Raw genomic sequence first — 17,846 nt, forward strand, 5'->3', positions numbered from 1 at the left:
ATTGTCTCCGAACCCACCAGCAAGCTGATGAGTCACGGGGTCAATAAATTGGCATTGACAATGTGCACGCTGTTGAGTTCTCAAGGACCAGACGCACTCCCCACTCGACCCGTGGAACACGAGCGTCGTCAGAGAGGCATTTCGTCTCACCCCGAACAGACCACTTCGAGAGTGGATCGTCATCGGGATTCGTTGCCTGAGCGGGACCCCGTCCGGACTGCATCTCCGGGGCGTTCGCTCCGGTGACCGTCTCGGCCGTTCCGTTCTCCGCCTCAGCGGCAACGAGTGATTACTCTACACACGCCCCGGGGGCCCCGCCAACCGTCCCGCACCCCGGGCGTGTCGCACGGGCCGATCCGCGCGGAGACGCGGAACGGCCCGCCCCCACGGTGGGAGCGGGCCGTTCGGTGGCGCGTGTCAGTGCTTGGCGATGACCGGGTTCTTCAGTGTGCCGATCCCCTCGATCGTCACCTCGACGACCTCGCCGTCGCGGATCTCGCCGACGCCGGCAGGGGTGCCGGTCAGGATGACATCGCCGGGCAGGAGCGTCCAGATCGACGAGACGAACTCGATGAGGGACGGGATGTCGTGCACCATCTCGCTCGTCGAGCCCACCTGGCGCAGGTCGCCGTCCACGCGGGTCTCGATGCGGATGTCCGATGGGTCGATCTCGGTCTCGATCGCCGGCCCGAGCGGGCAGAACGTGTCGAAGCCCTTGGACCGGGTCCACTGGCCGTCGCGCGCCTGCAGGTCACGGGCGGTCACGTCGTTGGCGATCGTGTAGCCGAGGATCACGCTCGCGAAGTCCTCGCGCGTGACGTTCTTCGCGAGCGACCCGATCACGATGGCGAGCTCGCCCTCGTGGTCGACGCGTCCGACCCCGGCGGGGAGACGGATCGGGTCCTCGGGGCCGATCACCGACGTGTTGGGCTTGAGGAACACCACCGGGTCGTCCCCGGAGCGCTCGTCCATCTCGGACGCGTGCTCGGCGTAGTTGAGCCCCACGCCGATCACCTTCGACCGCGGGATGACGGGGGCGAGGAGCTTGGCGTCCGCCAGGGGCACCCGCTCCCCCGTGGTCTCGAACCCCTGGTACATCGGGTCACCCGCCAGCACGACCAGGTCGCGCTCGTCGAGGATGCCGTACCGGGGGTCTTCGCCCTTGCTGCTGAACCGTGCGATCTTCACCGTTGGAGCCTATCGACGTGTGGTGTGCGTTCAGGCCGGGTCGGTCAGGCGCGTCATCCACCCGTGCGGGTCGGGACGGCGGCCGTACTGGATGTCGGTGAGTTCGTCGCGCAGGGACATCGTCAGCTCGCCGGCCCCGACGGTCGGCGACCCGATCGTGAAGCCCTCGCCGCGGAGTTCCGCGATCGGGGTCACGACGGCGGCGGTCCCGCACGCGAAGGCCTCGGTGATGGAGCCGTCCTCGACGCCGTCACGCCACTCGTCGAGGGTCACCCGACGGCGTTCGACGCGCAGCCCGCGGTCCTCCGCCAGCTGCAGGATCGAGTCGCGCGTGATGCCCTCGAGGATGGAGTCGGAGTCCGGCGTGACGAGCGTGCCGTCCGCCTTCACCAGCACGACGTTCATGCCCCCGAGTTCTTCGAGGTACTTGCCCTCGACCGAGTCGAGGAACATGACCTGCTGGCAGCCGTGCTCGTACGCCTCTTGCTGGGGCAGGAGCGACGAAGCGTAGTTGCCGCCGGTCTTCGCCGCACCCGTGCCGCCCTTGCCGGCCCGCGCGTAGTTCGTGGACAGCCAGATCGACACCGGCTTCGGTCCGGAGGTGAAGTACGCCCCCGCCGGGCTCGCGATGCAGTGGTACGCCACCGCCTGCGCCGCACGCACCCCCAGGAACGACTCGGTCGCGATCATGAACGGCCGCAGGTACAGGCTCGTCTCGGGCGCCGAGGGCACCCAGTCGACGTCGGTCCGGACCAGCTCGCGGATCGAGTCCACGAAGGTCTCCACCGGCAGCTCCGGCAGCGCGAGCCGCCGCGCGGACCGCTGGAAGCGCTTGGCGTTGGCGTCCGGGCGGAACGTCCAGACCGAGCCGTCGGCGTGCCGGTAGGCCTTCAGCCCCTCGAAGATCTCCTGCGCGTAGTGCAGGACGCTCGCGCTGGGGTCGAGGCTGATCGGCCCGTACGGGTGGACCGAGGCATCGTGCCACCCTGCGTCCAGCGTCCACTGCACGGTGGCCATGTGGTCCGTGAAGTGCTTGCCGAAGCCCGGGTCGGCGAGGATCTCCTCGCGCTCGGCGGCGGCACGGCGCTCGGGTGAGGGGGTGGTGGCGAACGCGAGTCCGAAGTCGGTGTCGGTGCTCATACGGGGAGACTCCTGTCAGGCGGTGGTGGTGCGTGCCGTGGCCGCGGCGGCGATGGCGTCGCCGATCTCGGCCGTGCGACGCTGCGAGGTGCCCCGGTCGGCGAGGTCGGCCTCGACCGCCCGCGTGACCGCCGCCGCGAGGTCGCTGCGACCGATGTGGTCGAGCAGCAGTGCGACGGACAGGATGGCGGCCGTGGGATCGGCCTTCTGCTGACCCGCGATGTCCGGCGCGGAGCCGTGGACCGGCTCGAACATGCTGGGGAAGGTGCCGTCCGGGTTGATGTTGCCCGAGGCCGCCAGACCGATGCCGCCGCTGATCGCGCCGGCCAGGTCGGTGATGATGTCCCCGAAGAGGTTGTCGGTGACGATGACGTCGAACCTAGCAGGTTCGCGCACCATGTGGATGGTGACGGCGTCGACGTGCTGGTAGTCCACCGTGACGTCCGGGTACTCCTGCCCGACGGCCGCGACGGTGCGCTGCCAGAGGGCTCCGGCGTGCACCAGGACGTTGCTCTTGTGCACGAGCGTGAGCTGCTTGCGCGGCCGCCGGTCCGCCAGCTCGAACGCGTACCGGACGACGCGCTCGACACCGTACGCGGTGTTCAACGAGACCTCGGTCGCGATCTCCTGCGGGGTCCCGACGCGGATGGCGCCGCCGTTGCCGACGTACGGTCCCTCGGTGCCCTCGCGCACGACCACGAAGTCGACGTCACCGGGGGACGTCAGCGGCGTCGTCACCGACGGGTAGACGACGGTCGGGCGCAGGTTCACGTAGTGGTCGAAAGCGAACCGCAGCTTCAGCAGCAGCCCGCGCTCGATGATCCCGCCCGCGAGCCGGGGGTCGCGGGGGTCCCCGCCGACCGCGCCGAGCAGGATCGCGTCGTGGGTGGCGATGGCGGACATGTCGTCCTCGGTGAGGATGTCACCGGTCTCGAGGAACCGGTCGGCACCGAGGGAGAACGGGGTCTCCTCCACCACGAGGTCGTCCGGCAGCACGGCGTGCAGGACCTTCAGCGCCTCGTCGACCACCTCGGGTCCGATGCCGTCCCCGCGGATCACCGCGAGCTTCACCGTCTGCGTCATGTCCGCCACTCCCCTACAGCGTGATGTCGATCTCGCGGAGCGAGGCCGCGTCGATCGTGGACCGGACGTGCTCGAGGATCTCGGCCGGGACCGGCGAGTCGACGGTGAGGACGCTCAGCGCCTGGCCGCCGGCGGCTTCCCGCGAGATCTGCATCGCCGCGATGTTGATGCCGGCGTCGCCGAACTCCTTGCCGTAGACCGCGACGATGCCGGGCCGGTCGGTGTACTCCATCACCACGTGGTGCTCGGCGAGGGCGACCTCGACGTCGTGACCGTTGATCTCGACGAGCTTCGCGACCTGCTTCGGGCCGGTGAGCGTGCCGGACACGCTGATCGCCGGGCCGTCGGACTGGGCCCCGCGGATCGTGAGCACGTTCCGGTACTCCGGGCTGTCCGAGTCGGTGATGAGCCGCACGGTGACCCCGCGCTGCTCGGCGATCAGCGGTGCGTTGACGTAGGACACCTGGTCGCTGACGACGTCGGTGAAGACGCCCTTGAGCGCCGCGAGCTTCAGCACGCTGACGTCGAACTCGGCGAGCTCGCCGTGCACCTCGACGTCGATGCTGGTGACGGGCGACGTCGCGAGGCCGGTGAACACCTGACCGAGCTTCTCGACGAGCGGGATGCCCGGGCGCACGTACGGGTCGATGACGCCACCGGCGACGTTGACCGCGTCGGGGACGAGTTCGCCGCCGAGGGCGAGCCGCACGGACTTGGCGACCGAGACGCCCGCCTTCTCCTGCGCTTCGTCCGTCGAGGCACCGAGGTGCGGCGTGACGACGACGTTCGGGAGCGCGACGAGCGGCGAGTCCTTCGGGGGCTCGGACACGAAGACGTCGAGACCGGCGCCGGCGATCGTGTTCGAGGTGAGCGCACGGTGCAGCGCGTCCTCGTCGATCAGTCCGCCGCGGGCGACGTTCACGACGAACGCGGTCGGCTTCATGAGCGCGAACTGGTCGTCCGAGATCATGCCGACCGTCTCCGGCGTCTTCGGCATGTGGATCGTGGTGAAGTCGGCGCGCTTGAGCAGGTCCTCGAGCGAGACGAGCTCGACCCCGAGCTGCTGGGCACGGGCCGTGGTGACGTACGGGTCGTACGCGATGACCTGGACGCCGAACGCCTGCAGGCGCTGGGTGATGAGCGCACCGATGCGGCCGAGGCCGATGATGCCGACGGTCTTCTCGTACAGCTCGACACCGGTGTACGCGGAGCGCTTCCAGGTGCCGGCGGCGAGCGACGCGTGCGCGGCCGGGATGTGGCGCGCGAGCGACAGGATGTGGCCGACCGTGAGCTCGGCGGCGGAGATGATGTTCGACGTCGGCGCGTTGACGACCATCACCCCGGCGGTGGTGGCCGCCTTGATGTCGACGTTGTCGAGGCCGACACCGGCGCGGGCGACGACCTTGAGGTTCGGGGCCGCGGCGATCGCCTCGGCGTCGACCTTGGTGGCGGAGCGCACCAGGATGGCGTGCGCATCGGCGAGGGAGGCCAGGAGGGCGGGGCGGTCGGTACCGTCCACGTTCCGGATCTCGAAGTCGGGCCCGAGGGCGTCGACTGTGGCGGGCGAGAGTTCTTCGGCGATCAGGACGACCGGCTTCGGCACAGCTGCAGTTTCCTCACACGAGACGGGCGGTATCCCACCATCGTATCGACGTGCGCACGTGGTTACGACCGCAGGGGCGGTCCGGTGGGCGACCACACGACGGACGGGAGGCGCGGTGCCAGCCGGCACCGCGCCTCCTGGCCGTCGGACGGACCGTCAGAAATCCAGCAGCCGCGGCACGAAGAGCTGCAGATCGAGCCACAGCGCGCCGGCGGCGGCGAACGCGAGGACGAAGACGCCGATCGTCACCGCGAGCCGCGCGCGACGGCTCACCCACAGCGCGACGACGAACGCAACCGGCGCGATCGCGATGTCCAGCACGAGCCACACCCACGGGGTGCTGCGGGCCAGCGAGTCGCCGCCGGACGTCGTGCCGAGGAACGCGTTGAACGCGCGGACGGACTGCGAGACGGTCACGAGGTTGCCGACGCTCTGCACGGTCATGTACGCGAACAGCAGGGCGAACACGAGCCAGACGACGACCTTGCCGACGAACGCCCGGGACGACCGACGGACGGTCGGCGTCGCGGCGGTCACCCGAAGCTCCGCGTCATGAGGAAGGGCCACGGGAAGAGGACGAGGGCGCCGAGCAGCATCCACAGCAGACGGCTCCGCGTGCGCTGTCCACGGCCGGCCCAGAGCACGACGGTGAACCACAGCGCGGGCGCGACGATCGACAGGAACCGGAGGACCTCGACGAAGACGGTCAGCACGGTGTCGACGTCCGAGACGTACGAGGTCGAGGCCGTGAGCAGCCAGGCCACCGTGTAGAGCAGGTACAGGCCACCGAAGACGCCGAACCCGATGAGCGCGCCGGAGGTCTCTGGGGCCTCGGGGTCACGGCCGGAGCGTTCCTTGACGGTGACCGGGTTGTGCGCCGCGTCGACGTGGGTCGCGTCGTCGGCGTCGCCCCAGCTGAGGGCGTCGTCGTCGTGGTCGACCGAGCCGTCGGGCGGGGATGCTGCCGTGGTCATGCCTCGATTCTACGAGGCGTGCCGCTCCGGCTCGACCACGGACGACCTGTGCGGCCGCCGGTCAGACGTCGGCGGGCTGGGTCTCGAGGACCTCGGCGACGACCTCGCGCACCGCGGGGAACAGCGGGTGGCTCTCCATCAGGCCGGTGAGGATCTCGGTGAGGGCGTGTGCCGTCGCACCCGAGCGGAGCAGCGCGTGCAGCTCGATCGACTCGGGGTCGTTCTCGTCGTCGAAGTCGAGCGCGACGCGCACGGCGCCGAGCAGGTGGTCGACGGGGAGCCCGCGTTCGGCGAGCTGCGCGGCCGGGCCGACGAAGCGCTCGCGGCGGCCGAGCTTCCGGAGCGGGTTGCGTCCGACGCGGACGGTCGTGTCCGGGAGGTGCGGGTTCGCGATGCGGGAGAGGTTCGCGGCGACGTAGCGCGCGTGCTCCTCCGGGTCGAAGCCGTGCTTGGCGACGAGGAGCGCGGTGGTCTCGGCGAGGACGCCGTCGACCTCGGCGCGGACGGCCTCGTCCTCGAGTGCCTCGCGGATGAGGCGGATGCCCCGGACGTAGCCGTGGTAGGCGGCCGTCGCGTGCGCGGTGTTCACCGTGTAGAGCTTGCGCTCGACGAACGGCTGCAGGTCGTCGACCCAGGTCACGCCGTCGATCGCGGGCGGCTCGGCATCGGAGTCGGCGAAGGGCGTGCGCTCGATGACCCACTCGTAGAACGGCTCGAGCACGACGTCGAGGCCGCCGGACTGGCCGAGGACCCCGGACTGGTCGGGGACGATGCGGTCGATGGCGCAGTTCGCGAAGACGGCGGCGATGTCGCGGTCCTCGAGGATGGGGGCACGACGGATGCTGGCGTGCAGGGAGTCCGTCGCGTTGAAGGCGTTCTCGCACGCCACGATCGTGACGTCGCCACGGTCGAGCGGCCGGGCGGCCAGCCCCTCGGCGATGATGGGGGCGACGAGCGGGAGGGTCCGGGCGCCGACCGCGGTCGTGACGACGTCGGCCTCGGCGATGGCCCGGACGACCTGCTCGCGGTCGGTCTTGCTGCTGAGTGCCGTGAACCCGTAGACGAGGTGCTCGACCGGCATCTCGCCGACCTCGTGCACGACGAACCGGCCGGCTTCGTTCAGTGCCGAGACGACGCGGTCGTCGACGTCCACGAAGGTGAGCTCGTAGCCGCTCGCGACCAGGAACTGCCCCACGAACCCGCGTCCGATCTTGCCGGCGCCGATGTGGACCGCTCGCTTCGTCACCGCCATCCGACGATCCTCCCATGCTGGACGACGACCTGAGGACCGCCCATGTCCGGGCCGGACGACGGTCGTCGCGAAACGTCCCCGGGAACGCCGAGGGGACGCCGGTGGGCGGCGTCGGGGCTGGTGGTGAAGTGCTGCATAACGTTCGGGTCACATCGCGAGGCGGCGGTGCGGGTGCACCGCCGCCTCGTCGTCGAGTGGTGTTGCGAAGACTACCGCGCGGCGGAACCGTCCACGTAGTCGGCGTCGTTCGACTTCCACGCGAAGAGGGCGCGCAGCTCGCGACCGGTCGCCTCGATCGGGTGGCCCTCGCCCTTCGCGCGGAGTGCCTTGAACTCCGGCGCGCCGGCGTCCTGGTCGTCGATGAAGCGCTTCGCGAAGGCACCGTTCTGGATGTCCGCGAGGACGGCCTTCATGTTCTCCTTGACCTCGGGCGAGATCACGCGCGGGCCGGAGACGTAGTCACCGAACTCGGCCGTGTCGGAGATCGACCAGCGCTGCTTCGTGAGGCCGCCCTCCCAGATGAGGTCGACGATGAGCTTGAGCTCGTGCAGGACCTCGAAGTAGGCGATCTGCGGCTGGTAGCCGGCCTCGACCAGGGTCTCGAAGCCGTACTGGATGAGCTGCGAGGTGCCACCGCACAGGACGGCCTGCTCGCCGAACAGGTCGGTCTCGGTCTCCTCGGTGAAGGTCGTCTTGATGCCGCCGGAGCGGAGGCCGCCGATGGCCTTCGAGTACGACCACGCGAGGTCCCAGGCGGAGCCGGACGCGTCGACCTCGACGGCGACGATCACGGGGACGCCGCGGCCGGCCTCGTACTCGCGGCGCACGGTGTGCCCCGGGCCCTTGGGGGCGACGAGCGACACGTCGACGCCCTCCGGCGCCTGGATGTAGCCGAAGCGGATGTTGAAGCCGTGGCCGAAGACGAGCGTGGCGCCCGGCTTGAGGTTGGGTTCGATGTCGTCCTTGTAGACGATGCGCTGGACCTGGTCCGGCGCGAGGATGACGACGACGTCCGCCCAGGCCGTGGCGTCGGCCGGGGTGAGGACCTCGAAGCCGGCTTCTTCCGCCTTCTGGCGGCTCTTCGAGCCCTCCTGCAGGCCGATCTTGACCTCGACGCCGCTGTCGCGGAGGTTGAGGGCGTGGGCGTGGCCCTGCGAGCCGTACCCGATGACGGCGACCTTCTTGCCCTGGATGAGCGTCAGGTCGGCGTCGGCGTCGTACACGATGTCAGTCACGGTGGTGGTTCTCCTGTGGTCGGTTCGGGAAGCGTTGGTTGCGGTGAGTCGGGAGGAGACGGACTGGAGGCGCGGTGCGGGTGGCGACCCGCGCCTCCGGTCCGTCACGGGTCGCGGTCAGCGCACCCGGTCGGTGATGCTCTTGGGCCCACGGCCCATGCCGAGGAGGCCCGCACGGGCGAGCTCCTTGATGCCGTAGGGCTCGAGCACGCGGAGGATCGCCTGGATCTTGCCGGGGTCGCCGGTCACCTCGACGATGAGCGAGTCGTTCGCGACGTCGACGACCTGCGCACGGAACAGGTTCACTGCCTCGAGCACGGCCGAGCGCGTCTGGTTGTCCACCCGCACCTTCACGAGCATGTGCTCGCGCTGGACGGACTGGGAGAAGTCCAGCTCGACGATCTTGATGACGTTGACCAGCTTGTTGAGCTGCTTCGTCACCTGCTCGAGCGGGAGGTCCTCGACGTCGACGACGACCGTGATCCGGCTGAGGCCGTCGACCTCGGTGTTGCCGACCGCGAGGGACTCGATGTTGAACCCGCGGCGCGCGAACAGACCGGCGACGCGCGTCAGCAGACCCGGCTTGTCCTCGACGAGGAGGGAGAGGACGTGGCTCATGCGGTTTCCCCCGTCATGTCGGCGTCCTCGTCGTCCCAGGTGGGGGCGAGGGCCTGGGCGTACTCGATGGACGAGTTGCTGACTCCCTGCGGGACCATCGGCCAGACCATCGAGTCGCGGCTCACGACGAAGTCGATCACCACGGGGCGGTCGTTGGTCTCGAGGGCGAGCTGGATGGCGGCGTCGACCTCGTCCGCCTTCTCGACACGGATGCCGAGGGCACCGTACGCGTCCGCCAGCTTCACGAAGTCGGGCACGCGGCGCGAGTCGTGGCCGGTCTCGAGGTCGGTGAACGAGTGGCGGCCGTCGTAGAACAGCGTCTGCCACTGCCGCACCATGCCGAGCGACGAGTTGTTGATGATCGCGACCTTGATCGGGATGTCGTTGATGACGCAGGTCGCGAGCTCCTGGTTGGTCATCTGGAAGCAGCCGTCGCCGTCGATCGCCCAGACCACGCGGTCCGGCTCGGCGACCTTCGCGCCCATCGCAGCGGGGACGGAGTAGCCCATCGTGCCCGCGCCGCCGGAGTTCAGCCAGGCGTTCGGGCGCTCGTACTTGATGAACTGCGCCGACCACATCTGGTGCTGCCCGACGCCGGAGGCGTAGATCGCCTCGGGGCCGCTCAGCTCGCCGATGCGCTTGATGATGGCCTGCGGCGCGAGCAGTCCGTCCGTCGGCTCCGCGTAGCCGAGCGGGAAGTCGACCTTGAGCTGCTCGAGCTTCGCCCACCACTCGGCGGTGCTCGCACGCTGGTCGGTCGGGATGCCGCCCCACGCGTCGAGCAGGTCGACCAGGACCTCTTTCGCGTCGCCCACGATCGGGACGTCGGCGAAGCGGATCTTCGAGATCTCGGCCGGGTCGATGTCGACGTGCACGACCTTGGCGTTCGGCGCGAACTCGTCGGCCTTGCCGGTCACGCGGTCGTCGAAGCGGGCGCCGAGCGCGATGATGAGGTCGCTGTCCTGCAGGCCGAGCACCGCCGGGACGGTGCCGTGCATGCCGGGCATGCCGAGGTGCTGCGGGTGCGAGTCGGGGAAGGCGCCCCGCGCCATCAGCGTCGTGACGACCGGCGCACCGGTGGCCTCGGCGAAGCGGAGCAGCTCGGCGGTCGCCCGGGAGCGGATGACGCCGCCGCCGACGTAGAGCACCGGGCGCTCGGACTCGGCGAGGAGCTGCGCGGCCGCGGTGATCTGCTTGCCGTGCGCCTTGGTGACCGGACGGTAGCCGGGCAGGTCGATCTTGGGCGGCCAGACGTACGGCGCCGACTTCTGCTGGGCGTCCTTCGTGATGTCGACCAGCACGGGGCCGGGGCGTCCGGTCGTCGCGATGAGGTGCGCCGCGGCGAGGGTCGCCGGCACGTCGGCCGGGTCGGTCACGAGGAACGAGTGCTTCGTGATCGGCATCGTGATGCCGACGATGTCGGCTTCTTGGAAGGCGTCCGTCCCCATCAGGGTCGAGAAGACCTGGCCGGTGATCGCGATGAACGGCACCGAGTCCATGTACGCGTCGGCGATCGCGGTGACGAGGTTCGTCGCGCCGGGGCCCGAGGTCGCGATGGCGACGCCGACCTTGCCGGACGCCGAGGCGTAGCCCTCGGCGGCGTGGCCGGCGCCCTGCTCGTGCCGGACGAGGACGTGGCGGATCGTCTGCGACGCCATGAGCTCGTCGTAGAACGGGATGATCGCACCGCCCGGCAGGCCGAAGACGTCGGTGATCCCGAGGTGCTCGAGCGTCCGGAGGACGGCTCCCGAGCCGGTCAGGATCTCCGGCGTCCGGCGTGCACCGGCGGCCGCGGACAGCGGAGTGGCTTCCGTGGGCATGAGGTGTTCCTTGCCTGGAGTGATGGCGATGGTGCGTGTGTCGACGCTAGCCCGTGACCGCGCCCTTGGCGGCGGACTGGACGAGCTTCGCGAACTTCGCGAGGACTCCGCGGGTGTAGCGCGGGGGCAGCGGGGCCCAGCCTTCTCGGCGGGCTTCCAGCTCGGCTTCGTCGACCAGTAGGTCGAGCGAGCGAGCCGCGATGTCGACACGGATGCGGTCGCCATCGCGCACGAATGCGACTGGACCTGCGTCCACCGCTTCCGGTGCGATGTGGCCGATGCACAGGCCGGTTGTGCCGCCTGAGAATCGTCCGTCCGTCAACAGTAGTACATCCTTGCCGAGTCCAGCGCCCTTGATGGCCGCCGTGATGGCGAGCATCTCGCGCATGCCCGGGCCGCCCTTGGGCCCCTCGTACCGGATGACGACGACGTCGCCCTTCTGGATCTTCCCCTCGGTGAGGGCGTCCATGGCGGCGCGCTCGCGGTCGAACACCCGCGCGGGGCCCTCGAAGACCTCGGCGTCGAAGCCGGCCGTCTTCACCACGGCGCCCTCCGGTGCGAAGGAGCCCTGCAGGATCGTCAGGCCGCCGGTGGCGTGGATCGGGTTGTCGAGCGTCCGGAACACCTCGCCGTCGAGCTCCGGCGGGTCGATCTCGGCCAGGTTCTCGGCGAGGGTCTTGCCGGTGACGGTCATGACGTCGCCGTGCAGCAGGCCGGCGTCGAGCAGCGCCTTCATGATCACCGGGATGCCGCCGTTGCGGTCCACGTCGACCATGACGTACTTGCCGAACGGCTTCATGTCGGCGAGGTGCGGGACCTTCGAGCCGATGCGGTTGAAGTCGTCGAGGGAGAGCTCGACCTCGGCCTCGTGCGCGATCGCGAGGAGGTGGAGGACGACGTTCGTGGAGCCTCCGAGTGCCATGGCGACGGCGATGGCGTTCTCGAACGCCTCCTTCGTGAGGATCTGGCGCGCGGTGAGGCCCAGGCGGAGCATGTTGACCACGGCCTCGCCGGAGCGGTGCGCGTAGTAGTCACGACGACGGTCGGCGCTGGGCGGCGCTGCCGAGCCGGGGAGCGACATGCCGAGGGCCTCGGCGACCGACGCCATGGTGTTCGCGGTGTACATGCCGCCGCAGGCGCCCTCGCCCGGGACGATCGCACACTCGATCTTCTTGAGTTCCTCTTCCGACATGGTGCCGGCCTTGCACGCGCCGACGCCCTCGAAGGAGTCGATGATCGTGACCTCCTTGAAGGAGCCGTCGGCCTGCTTCACGTAGCCCGGCATGACCGAGCCCGCGTAGAGGAAGACGCTCGCGAGGTCGAGGCGCGCGGCCGCCATGAGCATGCCTGGAAGGGACTTGTCGCAGCCGGCGAGCAGGACGGTGCCGTCCAGCCGCTCGGCGTTCACGACGGTCTCGACGCTGTCGGCGATGACCTCACGCGAGACGAGGGAGAAGTGCATGCCCTCGTGGCCCATCGAGATGCCGTCGGAGACGGAGATGGTGCCGAACTGGAGCGGGTACCCGCCGCCGGAGTGGACGCCCTCCTTCGCCCCCTGCGCGAGGCGGTCGAGGGAGAGGTTGCACGGGGTGATCTCGTTCCACGAGGAGGCGATGCCGATCTGCGGCTTCTCCCAGTCCTCGTCCCCCATCCCGACGGCACGCAGCATGCCACGCGAGGTGGTTGCTTCGATCCCGTCGGTGACGACCCGGCTGCGCGGCTTGACGTCGATATCAGGCATGGGGTGAGTCTAGGCGCAGTTGGGATACCAAGCCGACAACTCCATGCATCCGCATGGGTGACGGGCGGTCCAGGAGGCGCGGTGCGGGTCCGCCTGGTCGCTGCGGGTCAGCGCGTGGCGCGGATCCGGGCGAGCTGCTTCAGCACGTCGGTGAGCGCCGCGGGGTCGGCGACCCGGTACCCGGCGAGCGTGTCGCCCTCCCCCACCTTCACGCCGACGTCGCCGTCGCGGAGCACCCGGAAGGCGTCCTCGTCGGTGACGTCGTCGCCGGCGAAGAACACCGCGTCGGCGCCGTGCAGGTCGCGCAGCCGGGCGATCGCGTCACCCTTGGTGACGTGCCGGACGGCGAACTCGAGGATGTCCTTGCCCCCGCGTTCGAGAACGTGCGGGTCGGCCTCGTGCGCGGCGGCACTCGCGGCGGCGTTCGCCTCGGCAGCGACCTCGGCGCTCACCCGGCGGGTGTGCACGCCGTGGCCGGCGGGCTTGTGCTCGATGACGACACCCGGGAACCGCTCCCCGACCGCGTCGAGCGCGGTGCCGATCCGGGCCACCCGGGCCTGCTCGTCGTCGGTGAGGGCCGCTTCGTCGTGCCCGTCGACGCGCCACTCGACGCCGTGCGACCCGACGAGGGCCATCTCGGCGGGGGCGTGCGTCACCGCGGCGAGGCTGTCCAGCGGGCGCCCGGAGACCAGGACGACCTCGGTGTCCTTCGCCCGGTGCAGGGTGAGGACGGCCGCCCACGAGCCGGGCAGCGCGCCGACCTGCGACGGGTCGTCGGCGAACGGCGCGAGCGTGCCGTCGAAGTCGAGGGCGACGATGAGTCGCGGCGCAGCCGCGAGCGTCTCGAGGGCCCGGTCGATGGCGGTCTGGTCGGTGGTCGTCTCAGGCATCACGCGCCTCCCGGGTGTCCTCGGCAGCACGCGCCGTCTGGGCGTCCTGGTCGAAGATCGACATGTTGTCCGTCTGTGCCTCGCGGTGCTGGTCCTTCGGGTCCGCCGCGGAGGGGTCGATCTGCGCGTTCTTCGGGGCGTGGCGGTCGAGCGCCTCGAGGAACGAGCGCGACCAGCGCGCCACGTCGTTGTCGCGGACGCGCTTGCGGAGGGCCCGCATGCGGGTCGAGCGTTCGCGTCGGGGCATCTCGATCGCGCGCTGGATCGAGTCCTTCAGCGCGCCGATGTCGTGCGGGTTGACGATGACGGCCTGCTTCAGTTCGTCGGCGGCACCGGCGAACTCGGACAGGATGAGGACGCCGTCGTTGTCGAACCGGGCCGCGACGTACTCCTTCGCGACGAGGTTCATGCCGTCGCGGAGGGCCGTGACGAGCATGATGTCCGCGGCGAGGTAGAGCGCCACCATCTCCTCGCGCGGGTAACCGTGGTGCAGGTAGGCGATCGGCTGGTGTCCGATCACGCCGAGGTCGCCGTTGATGCGGCCGACCGTGAGCTCGATCTCGTCGCGGAGCGTGGCGTACGTGTCGACGCGCTCGCGGCTCGGGCTGGCGACCTGCACGAGGGTGGCGTCCTCGACCGCGATGCGGCCGTCCTCGACGAGTTCGCCGAAGGCCTTGATCCGGTGGCGGATGCCCTTCGTGTAGTCCAGGCGGTCGACACCGAGCAGCACCGTCTTCGGGTTGCCGAGGCTCGCGCGGATCTCTCGGGCGCGCTCCTGCACCTCGGGTCGGTGCGCGATCTCCTCGAAGCCGGCGGCGTCGATGGAGATCGGGAAGTGCCGGGCCTCGACGTGCCGCACCGTGATGCCCTTGCGGCTGCGCGGTGCGTCCGGGTCGTCGACGGGGACGTCGATCGTCTGCCCCTTGGTCGTGTAGCCCTTGATGTGCCGGACCGCCCGGAGGAAGTCGCTCGCGTCGTCGTGCCGCTGGAAGCCGATCACGTCCGCCCCGAGCAGGCCGTCGAGGATCTGTGCGCGCCACGGGAGCTGGGCGTAGATGCCGACGGGCGGGAACGGGATGTGGTTGAAGAAGCCGATCGTCAGGTCCGGGCGGAGCTCGCGGAGGAGTGCGGGGACGAGCTGCAGCTGGTAGTCCTGCACCCAGACGATGCCGTCCTGCTCGACGATCTCGGCGATCTGCTCGGCGAAGCGCTGGTTCACGCGCTTGTACGCGTTCCACCAGTCGCGGTGGTAGCTCGGGTGCTCGATGACGTCGTGGTAGAGCGGCCAGAGGGTGTCGTTGCTGAACCCCTCGTAGTACTCCTCGACGTCGTCGTTGCTCAGCGGGACGGGCACGATGTGGATGCCCTCGTTGTCGAACGGGGCGACCTCGACGTCGGGCTGACCGACCCAGCCGACCCAGGCACCGTCGTTCGCGCGCATCACCGGTTCGAGTGCGGTGACGAGGCCGCCGGGCGAGTGCCGCCAGCCCTCGTTGCCGTCCTCGTCGACGATGCGGTCGACCGGCAGGCGGTTCGAGGCGACGACGAAGGCGTAGCGGGTCTGTTCGGTGCGGGGTGCTGCCATGGGGTGCTGGGTTCTCCGTTCCGCCCGGCACGATCGCCGGGTTCGGTGCCGAAGTTACCAGCGTGCCGACAGCGGATTCACGGCGGATCGACGGCTTCCGGTACGCTGCGTCCATCGTGTCGGGGGGACACGCAGGTGACGCACGGGGTCGTCACCGCCTTCTCGACGAGAGAGGACCCAACCGTCGTGAGCGATCAGTCGCCCGTCCCGCCCGTTCCGCCCGGGCTCCCGTCAGCCGCGCCGGCCGCGTCCGACCCGCTCGGTCGCCTGCTCCGCGCCGTCCCCGGTCGTGACTGGGTCGCCGCCGTCGTCGCGGCCGTCGGCGGGTGGGTCGCGGCGTACATCGTCGCGGCGATCTCGCTGTTCCTGACGGTCGCCGTGGCCGCCGCCGGTTCCGGTCCGGTGTCCACGGGCTCGTCCTCGGGCCTCGGCACCGGCGGCTCCGACCTCGGGTCGGCCGGGGCGCAGGACGTCCAGTCGCTGCTGTCGGGTGTGAGCGTGCTGCTGGGGTCCCCGGCGCAGCTCGTCGCCCTCGCGGACCTCGGGCGGCTGCACGGCTCCGGTTCGATCCTGCTGCTCGGTTCCGGGTCGGGGTCGGTCGGCGTCGCGCCCGTGCTGGTGCTCGCGGCGCAGGTCGTGCTCGCGGTCGTGCTCACGCGCCGCATCCGGAGCCGGGTCCTCGCGCTCCCGCAGCTCGTCGTCACGGCGGTCGTCGCCGGGCTCGTGACCACCGCGGTCACCACGCTCGCCGGCCTCGTGCTCGCCATCCGGTTCCCCGCCGTCTCCGGGGTGCAGATCGACCCCGTGCACGCCGTGGGGATCGGCAGCGTGCTCGGGTCGTTCGTGATCGGCACCCTCGCGGTGCTGCTCGCCCGTCCGTCGCTCCTCGTCGGCCGGAGCACCTCCGTCGCCCGGGCACTCGGTGCCCTGCGGGTCGCCGCGTGGCAGCTCGGCGGGCTCCTCGTCCTGCTCGCCCTCGTGCTCGTCGTCGTGGCGCTCGTCGCGCAGCCGTCGTGGGGCGCCGCCCTGCCGCTGCTGCTCGGCAACACGGCCGTCGCCCTGACCGCGCTCGGCTTCCTCGGCGGGGTCGGCACGTCCGGACTCGGTGCCGCCGGGAGCGACGCCTCGGTCTTCGCGGGCGCCGGTGGCTGGACCTGGCTCGTCGTCCTGCTCGTCGTCGTGAGCTCGTTCGCGGCCGGTCTGGCGCTCGCGGTGCGCCGGAACGACCGGGTCCGCACGACGCTCGACTGGGTCGCGACGCCCGTGGTCTGGTTCGTCGCCGGACTCGTGCTGTTCGTGCTCGGCACCGGCGTGGTGTCCTACCAGGTGACCGGTTCGAGTGCGGTCGGCGGGTCCGGCTCGGTCGGTGTGGCCCCGTGGACGCCCGTCGTCTTCGCGCTCTGGGGCGGGGCCATCGAGGTCGTCGCCCGGTACGTCGCGCCCGTGCTGCTCCCCCGCCTCGGCGGCGGCGTGCTGCTGCGGACGGCGCGCGTGGTGGGGACCGACCCGGTGCCGGTGCCGGTGCCGGCGCCGGTGCCGGTGCCGGCCCGGCCGACCGCTCCGGCCGACGGTGCCGCTCCGGTGTGGGCGGTGCCCGACGATGCGGTGGCCCCGGCGGCCCCGGCGGCCACGGCAGACCCGTCGCAGCCGGACCAGCCCGTCCAGCCCGGTGCGCCGGTCGGCCAGCCGCACCCGAGCCAGCCCTTCGTCGGCCAGGGCGCCCCCGCCCCCGCGCCGATGTCCCCGCACGCGAAGAAGGTCCTCGTGCGCTCCCTCGTCGCGGGCGGCGCGGTCGTCGTGGTCGTCGTGGCGGGAGCGATCACCACGGGCGTGCTCCGCACCACCGTCTGGGGCCCCGGACCCACGGCCCGGTCGTACGTCGACGCCATCGCGCAGGGCGACGCGGACACCGCGGCGAGCCTGAGCGAGGTGACCGGCGACGCCTCGATGCTCGACTCCGCCGTGCTGCAGAGCGCGAAGGACCGTCCCACCGACGTCCGCGTCGGCCGGGTGTCGACCAGCGGGGACACCGCGTACGCGAACGTCACCTTCCGGCAGGGCGACGCGCAGCGCTCCGGCCAGATCGTCCTCGAGCGCACCGGCACGTCGTTCCTCGTGAAGGACGAGTGGCGCGTCACGGAGCCGCTCACGGACCGCGTGACCATCACGGCCGGAACGGTCCTCGAGGGCGCCGACGTGACGATCGGCGGCAAGAAGATGGGCGAGATCGAGAACGGCGCCTTCACGTCGCTCGCCTACCCCGGCAGCTACCAGGTCGAGGTCGGCGGCACGGAGTACTTCACCGGCGGCACCGAGACGCTCCGCGTGGGGTCGTCGAGCTCGCCGTACGCCGACTTCGAGGCGAAGCCCACGAAGCAGCTCGAGACCGACGCCGAGCAGTACGTGTCGGACCTCATCGACGACTGCGCGGCGAAGACCGACATCAGCTACGCGGACGGCTGCCCCTGGTACGGCCCGTACGACGCGGACGGCGCGGTCCAGTACGACGTCCGGTCGAAGCCGGATCTCGAGGTGCAGTCCTCCGGTGGCGGACTCGTCGAGGTGACGAGCACCGCAGACGGCAGGATCGGGTACTCCTACACGGACTACTTCGGCGACGCGCAGAAGAGCGAGGACACCTTCGACGTGGACGTCTACCTGAAGGTCGAGGACGGGAAGCTCGTCTCGGCGTACTGAGAGCCCGCACCGCGTGCACG

General features: G+C 70.7%; 14 protein-coding genes. 1 reads left to right on the forward strand and 13 read right to left on the reverse strand.

What is annotated here, in order from left to right:
- Positions 1 to 417 precede the first annotated feature (417 nt).
- The 13 genes from WFH25_RS18305 to otsA all read right to left on the reverse strand — a co-directional run bounded on the left by WFH25_RS18305 (position 418) and on the right by otsA (position 15,129).
- Positions 418 to 1,188, reverse strand: coding sequence for a fumarylacetoacetate hydrolase family protein (locus WFH25_RS18305; protein WP_070418535.1), 771 nt, complete (start codon positions 1,186 to 1,188; stop codon positions 418 to 420).
- A 30-nt stretch (positions 1,189 to 1,218) separates the two neighbouring features.
- A complete protein-coding gene (locus tag WFH25_RS18310) occupies positions 1,219 to 2,328 on the reverse strand; it encodes a branched-chain amino acid aminotransferase (RefSeq protein WP_336698903.1) in 1,110 nt (369 codons plus the stop codon).
- Between the two features lie 15 nt (positions 2,329 to 2,343).
- Entirely contained in the window at positions 2,344 to 3,411 is a 1,068-nt protein-coding gene (locus WFH25_RS18315) for a 3-isopropylmalate dehydrogenase (RefSeq protein WP_336698905.1), read from the reverse strand.
- Between the two features lie 13 nt (positions 3,412 to 3,424).
- Positions 3,425 to 5,014, reverse strand: coding sequence for a phosphoglycerate dehydrogenase (serA, locus tag WFH25_RS18320; protein WP_071294936.1), 1,590 nt, complete (start codon positions 5,012 to 5,014; stop codon positions 3,425 to 3,427).
- A 156-nt stretch (positions 5,015 to 5,170) separates the two neighbouring features.
- Positions 5,171 to 5,551 (reverse strand): hypothetical protein, encoded by a 381-nt coding sequence (locus tag WFH25_RS18325; RefSeq protein ID WP_071303821.1) that lies wholly within the window; start codon positions 5,549 to 5,551, stop codon positions 5,171 to 5,173.
- On the reverse strand, positions 5,548 to 5,988 hold the full coding sequence (locus WFH25_RS18330) for a hypothetical protein (RefSeq protein WP_070418531.1): 441 nt from the start codon (positions 5,986 to 5,988) through the stop codon (positions 5,548 to 5,550). The genes WFH25_RS18325 and WFH25_RS18330 overlap by 4 nt, the downstream gene beginning before the upstream one ends.
- A gap of 61 nt (positions 5,989 to 6,049) precedes the next feature.
- Positions 6,050 to 7,240: a mannitol-1-phosphate 5-dehydrogenase gene (locus WFH25_RS18335; protein ID WP_336698909.1), complete on the reverse strand. Its 1,191-nt coding sequence runs from the start codon at positions 7,238 to 7,240 to the stop codon at positions 6,050 to 6,052.
- A 209-nt stretch (positions 7,241 to 7,449) separates the two neighbouring features.
- Positions 7,450 to 8,475 carry a ketol-acid reductoisomerase gene (gene ilvC / locus WFH25_RS18340; protein WP_070418529.1) on the reverse strand — a complete coding sequence of 342 codons (1,026 nt, stop codon included), beginning with the start codon at positions 8,473 to 8,475 and terminating at the stop codon, positions 7,450 to 7,452.
- 117 nt (positions 8,476 to 8,592) lie between these two features.
- Positions 8,593 to 9,093 (reverse strand): acetolactate synthase small subunit, encoded by a 501-nt coding sequence (gene ilvN, locus WFH25_RS18345; RefSeq protein ID WP_022907763.1) that lies wholly within the window; start codon positions 9,091 to 9,093, stop codon positions 8,593 to 8,595.
- Positions 9,090 to 10,913, reverse strand: a complete 1,824-nt coding sequence (locus tag WFH25_RS18350; RefSeq protein ID WP_070418528.1) for an acetolactate synthase large subunit — start codon at positions 10,911 to 10,913, stop codon at positions 9,090 to 9,092. Before WFH25_RS18350 ends, ilvN begins: the two co-directional genes overlap by 4 nt.
- Positions 10,914 to 10,959: 46 nt before the next feature.
- Positions 10,960 to 12,654 (reverse strand): dihydroxy-acid dehydratase, encoded by a 1,695-nt coding sequence (gene ilvD / locus WFH25_RS18355; protein WP_070418527.1) that lies wholly within the window; start codon positions 12,652 to 12,654, stop codon positions 10,960 to 10,962.
- Between the two features lie 107 nt (positions 12,655 to 12,761).
- On the reverse strand, positions 12,762 to 13,544 hold the full coding sequence (gene otsB / locus WFH25_RS18360; RefSeq protein ID WP_336698910.1) for a trehalose-phosphatase: 783 nt from the start codon (positions 13,542 to 13,544) through the stop codon (positions 12,762 to 12,764).
- Entirely contained in the window at positions 13,537 to 15,129 is a 1,593-nt protein-coding gene (gene otsA, locus WFH25_RS18365; RefSeq protein WP_070418525.1) for an alpha,alpha-trehalose-phosphate synthase (UDP-forming), read from the reverse strand. The genes otsB and otsA overlap by 8 nt, the downstream gene beginning before the upstream one ends.
- A gap of 186 nt (positions 15,130 to 15,315) precedes the next feature.
- Here otsA and WFH25_RS18370 point away from each other — a divergent pair, with 186 nt between their 5' ends.
- A complete protein-coding gene (locus WFH25_RS18370) occupies positions 15,316 to 17,826 on the forward strand; it encodes a hypothetical protein (protein ID WP_336698911.1) in 2,511 nt (836 codons plus the stop codon).
- Positions 17,827 to 17,846: the final 20 nt, after the last annotated feature.

This window comes from Curtobacterium sp. USHLN213, from assembly GCF_037144815.1.
Classification (GTDB): Bacteria; Actinomycetota; Actinomycetes; order Actinomycetales; family Microbacteriaceae; genus Curtobacterium.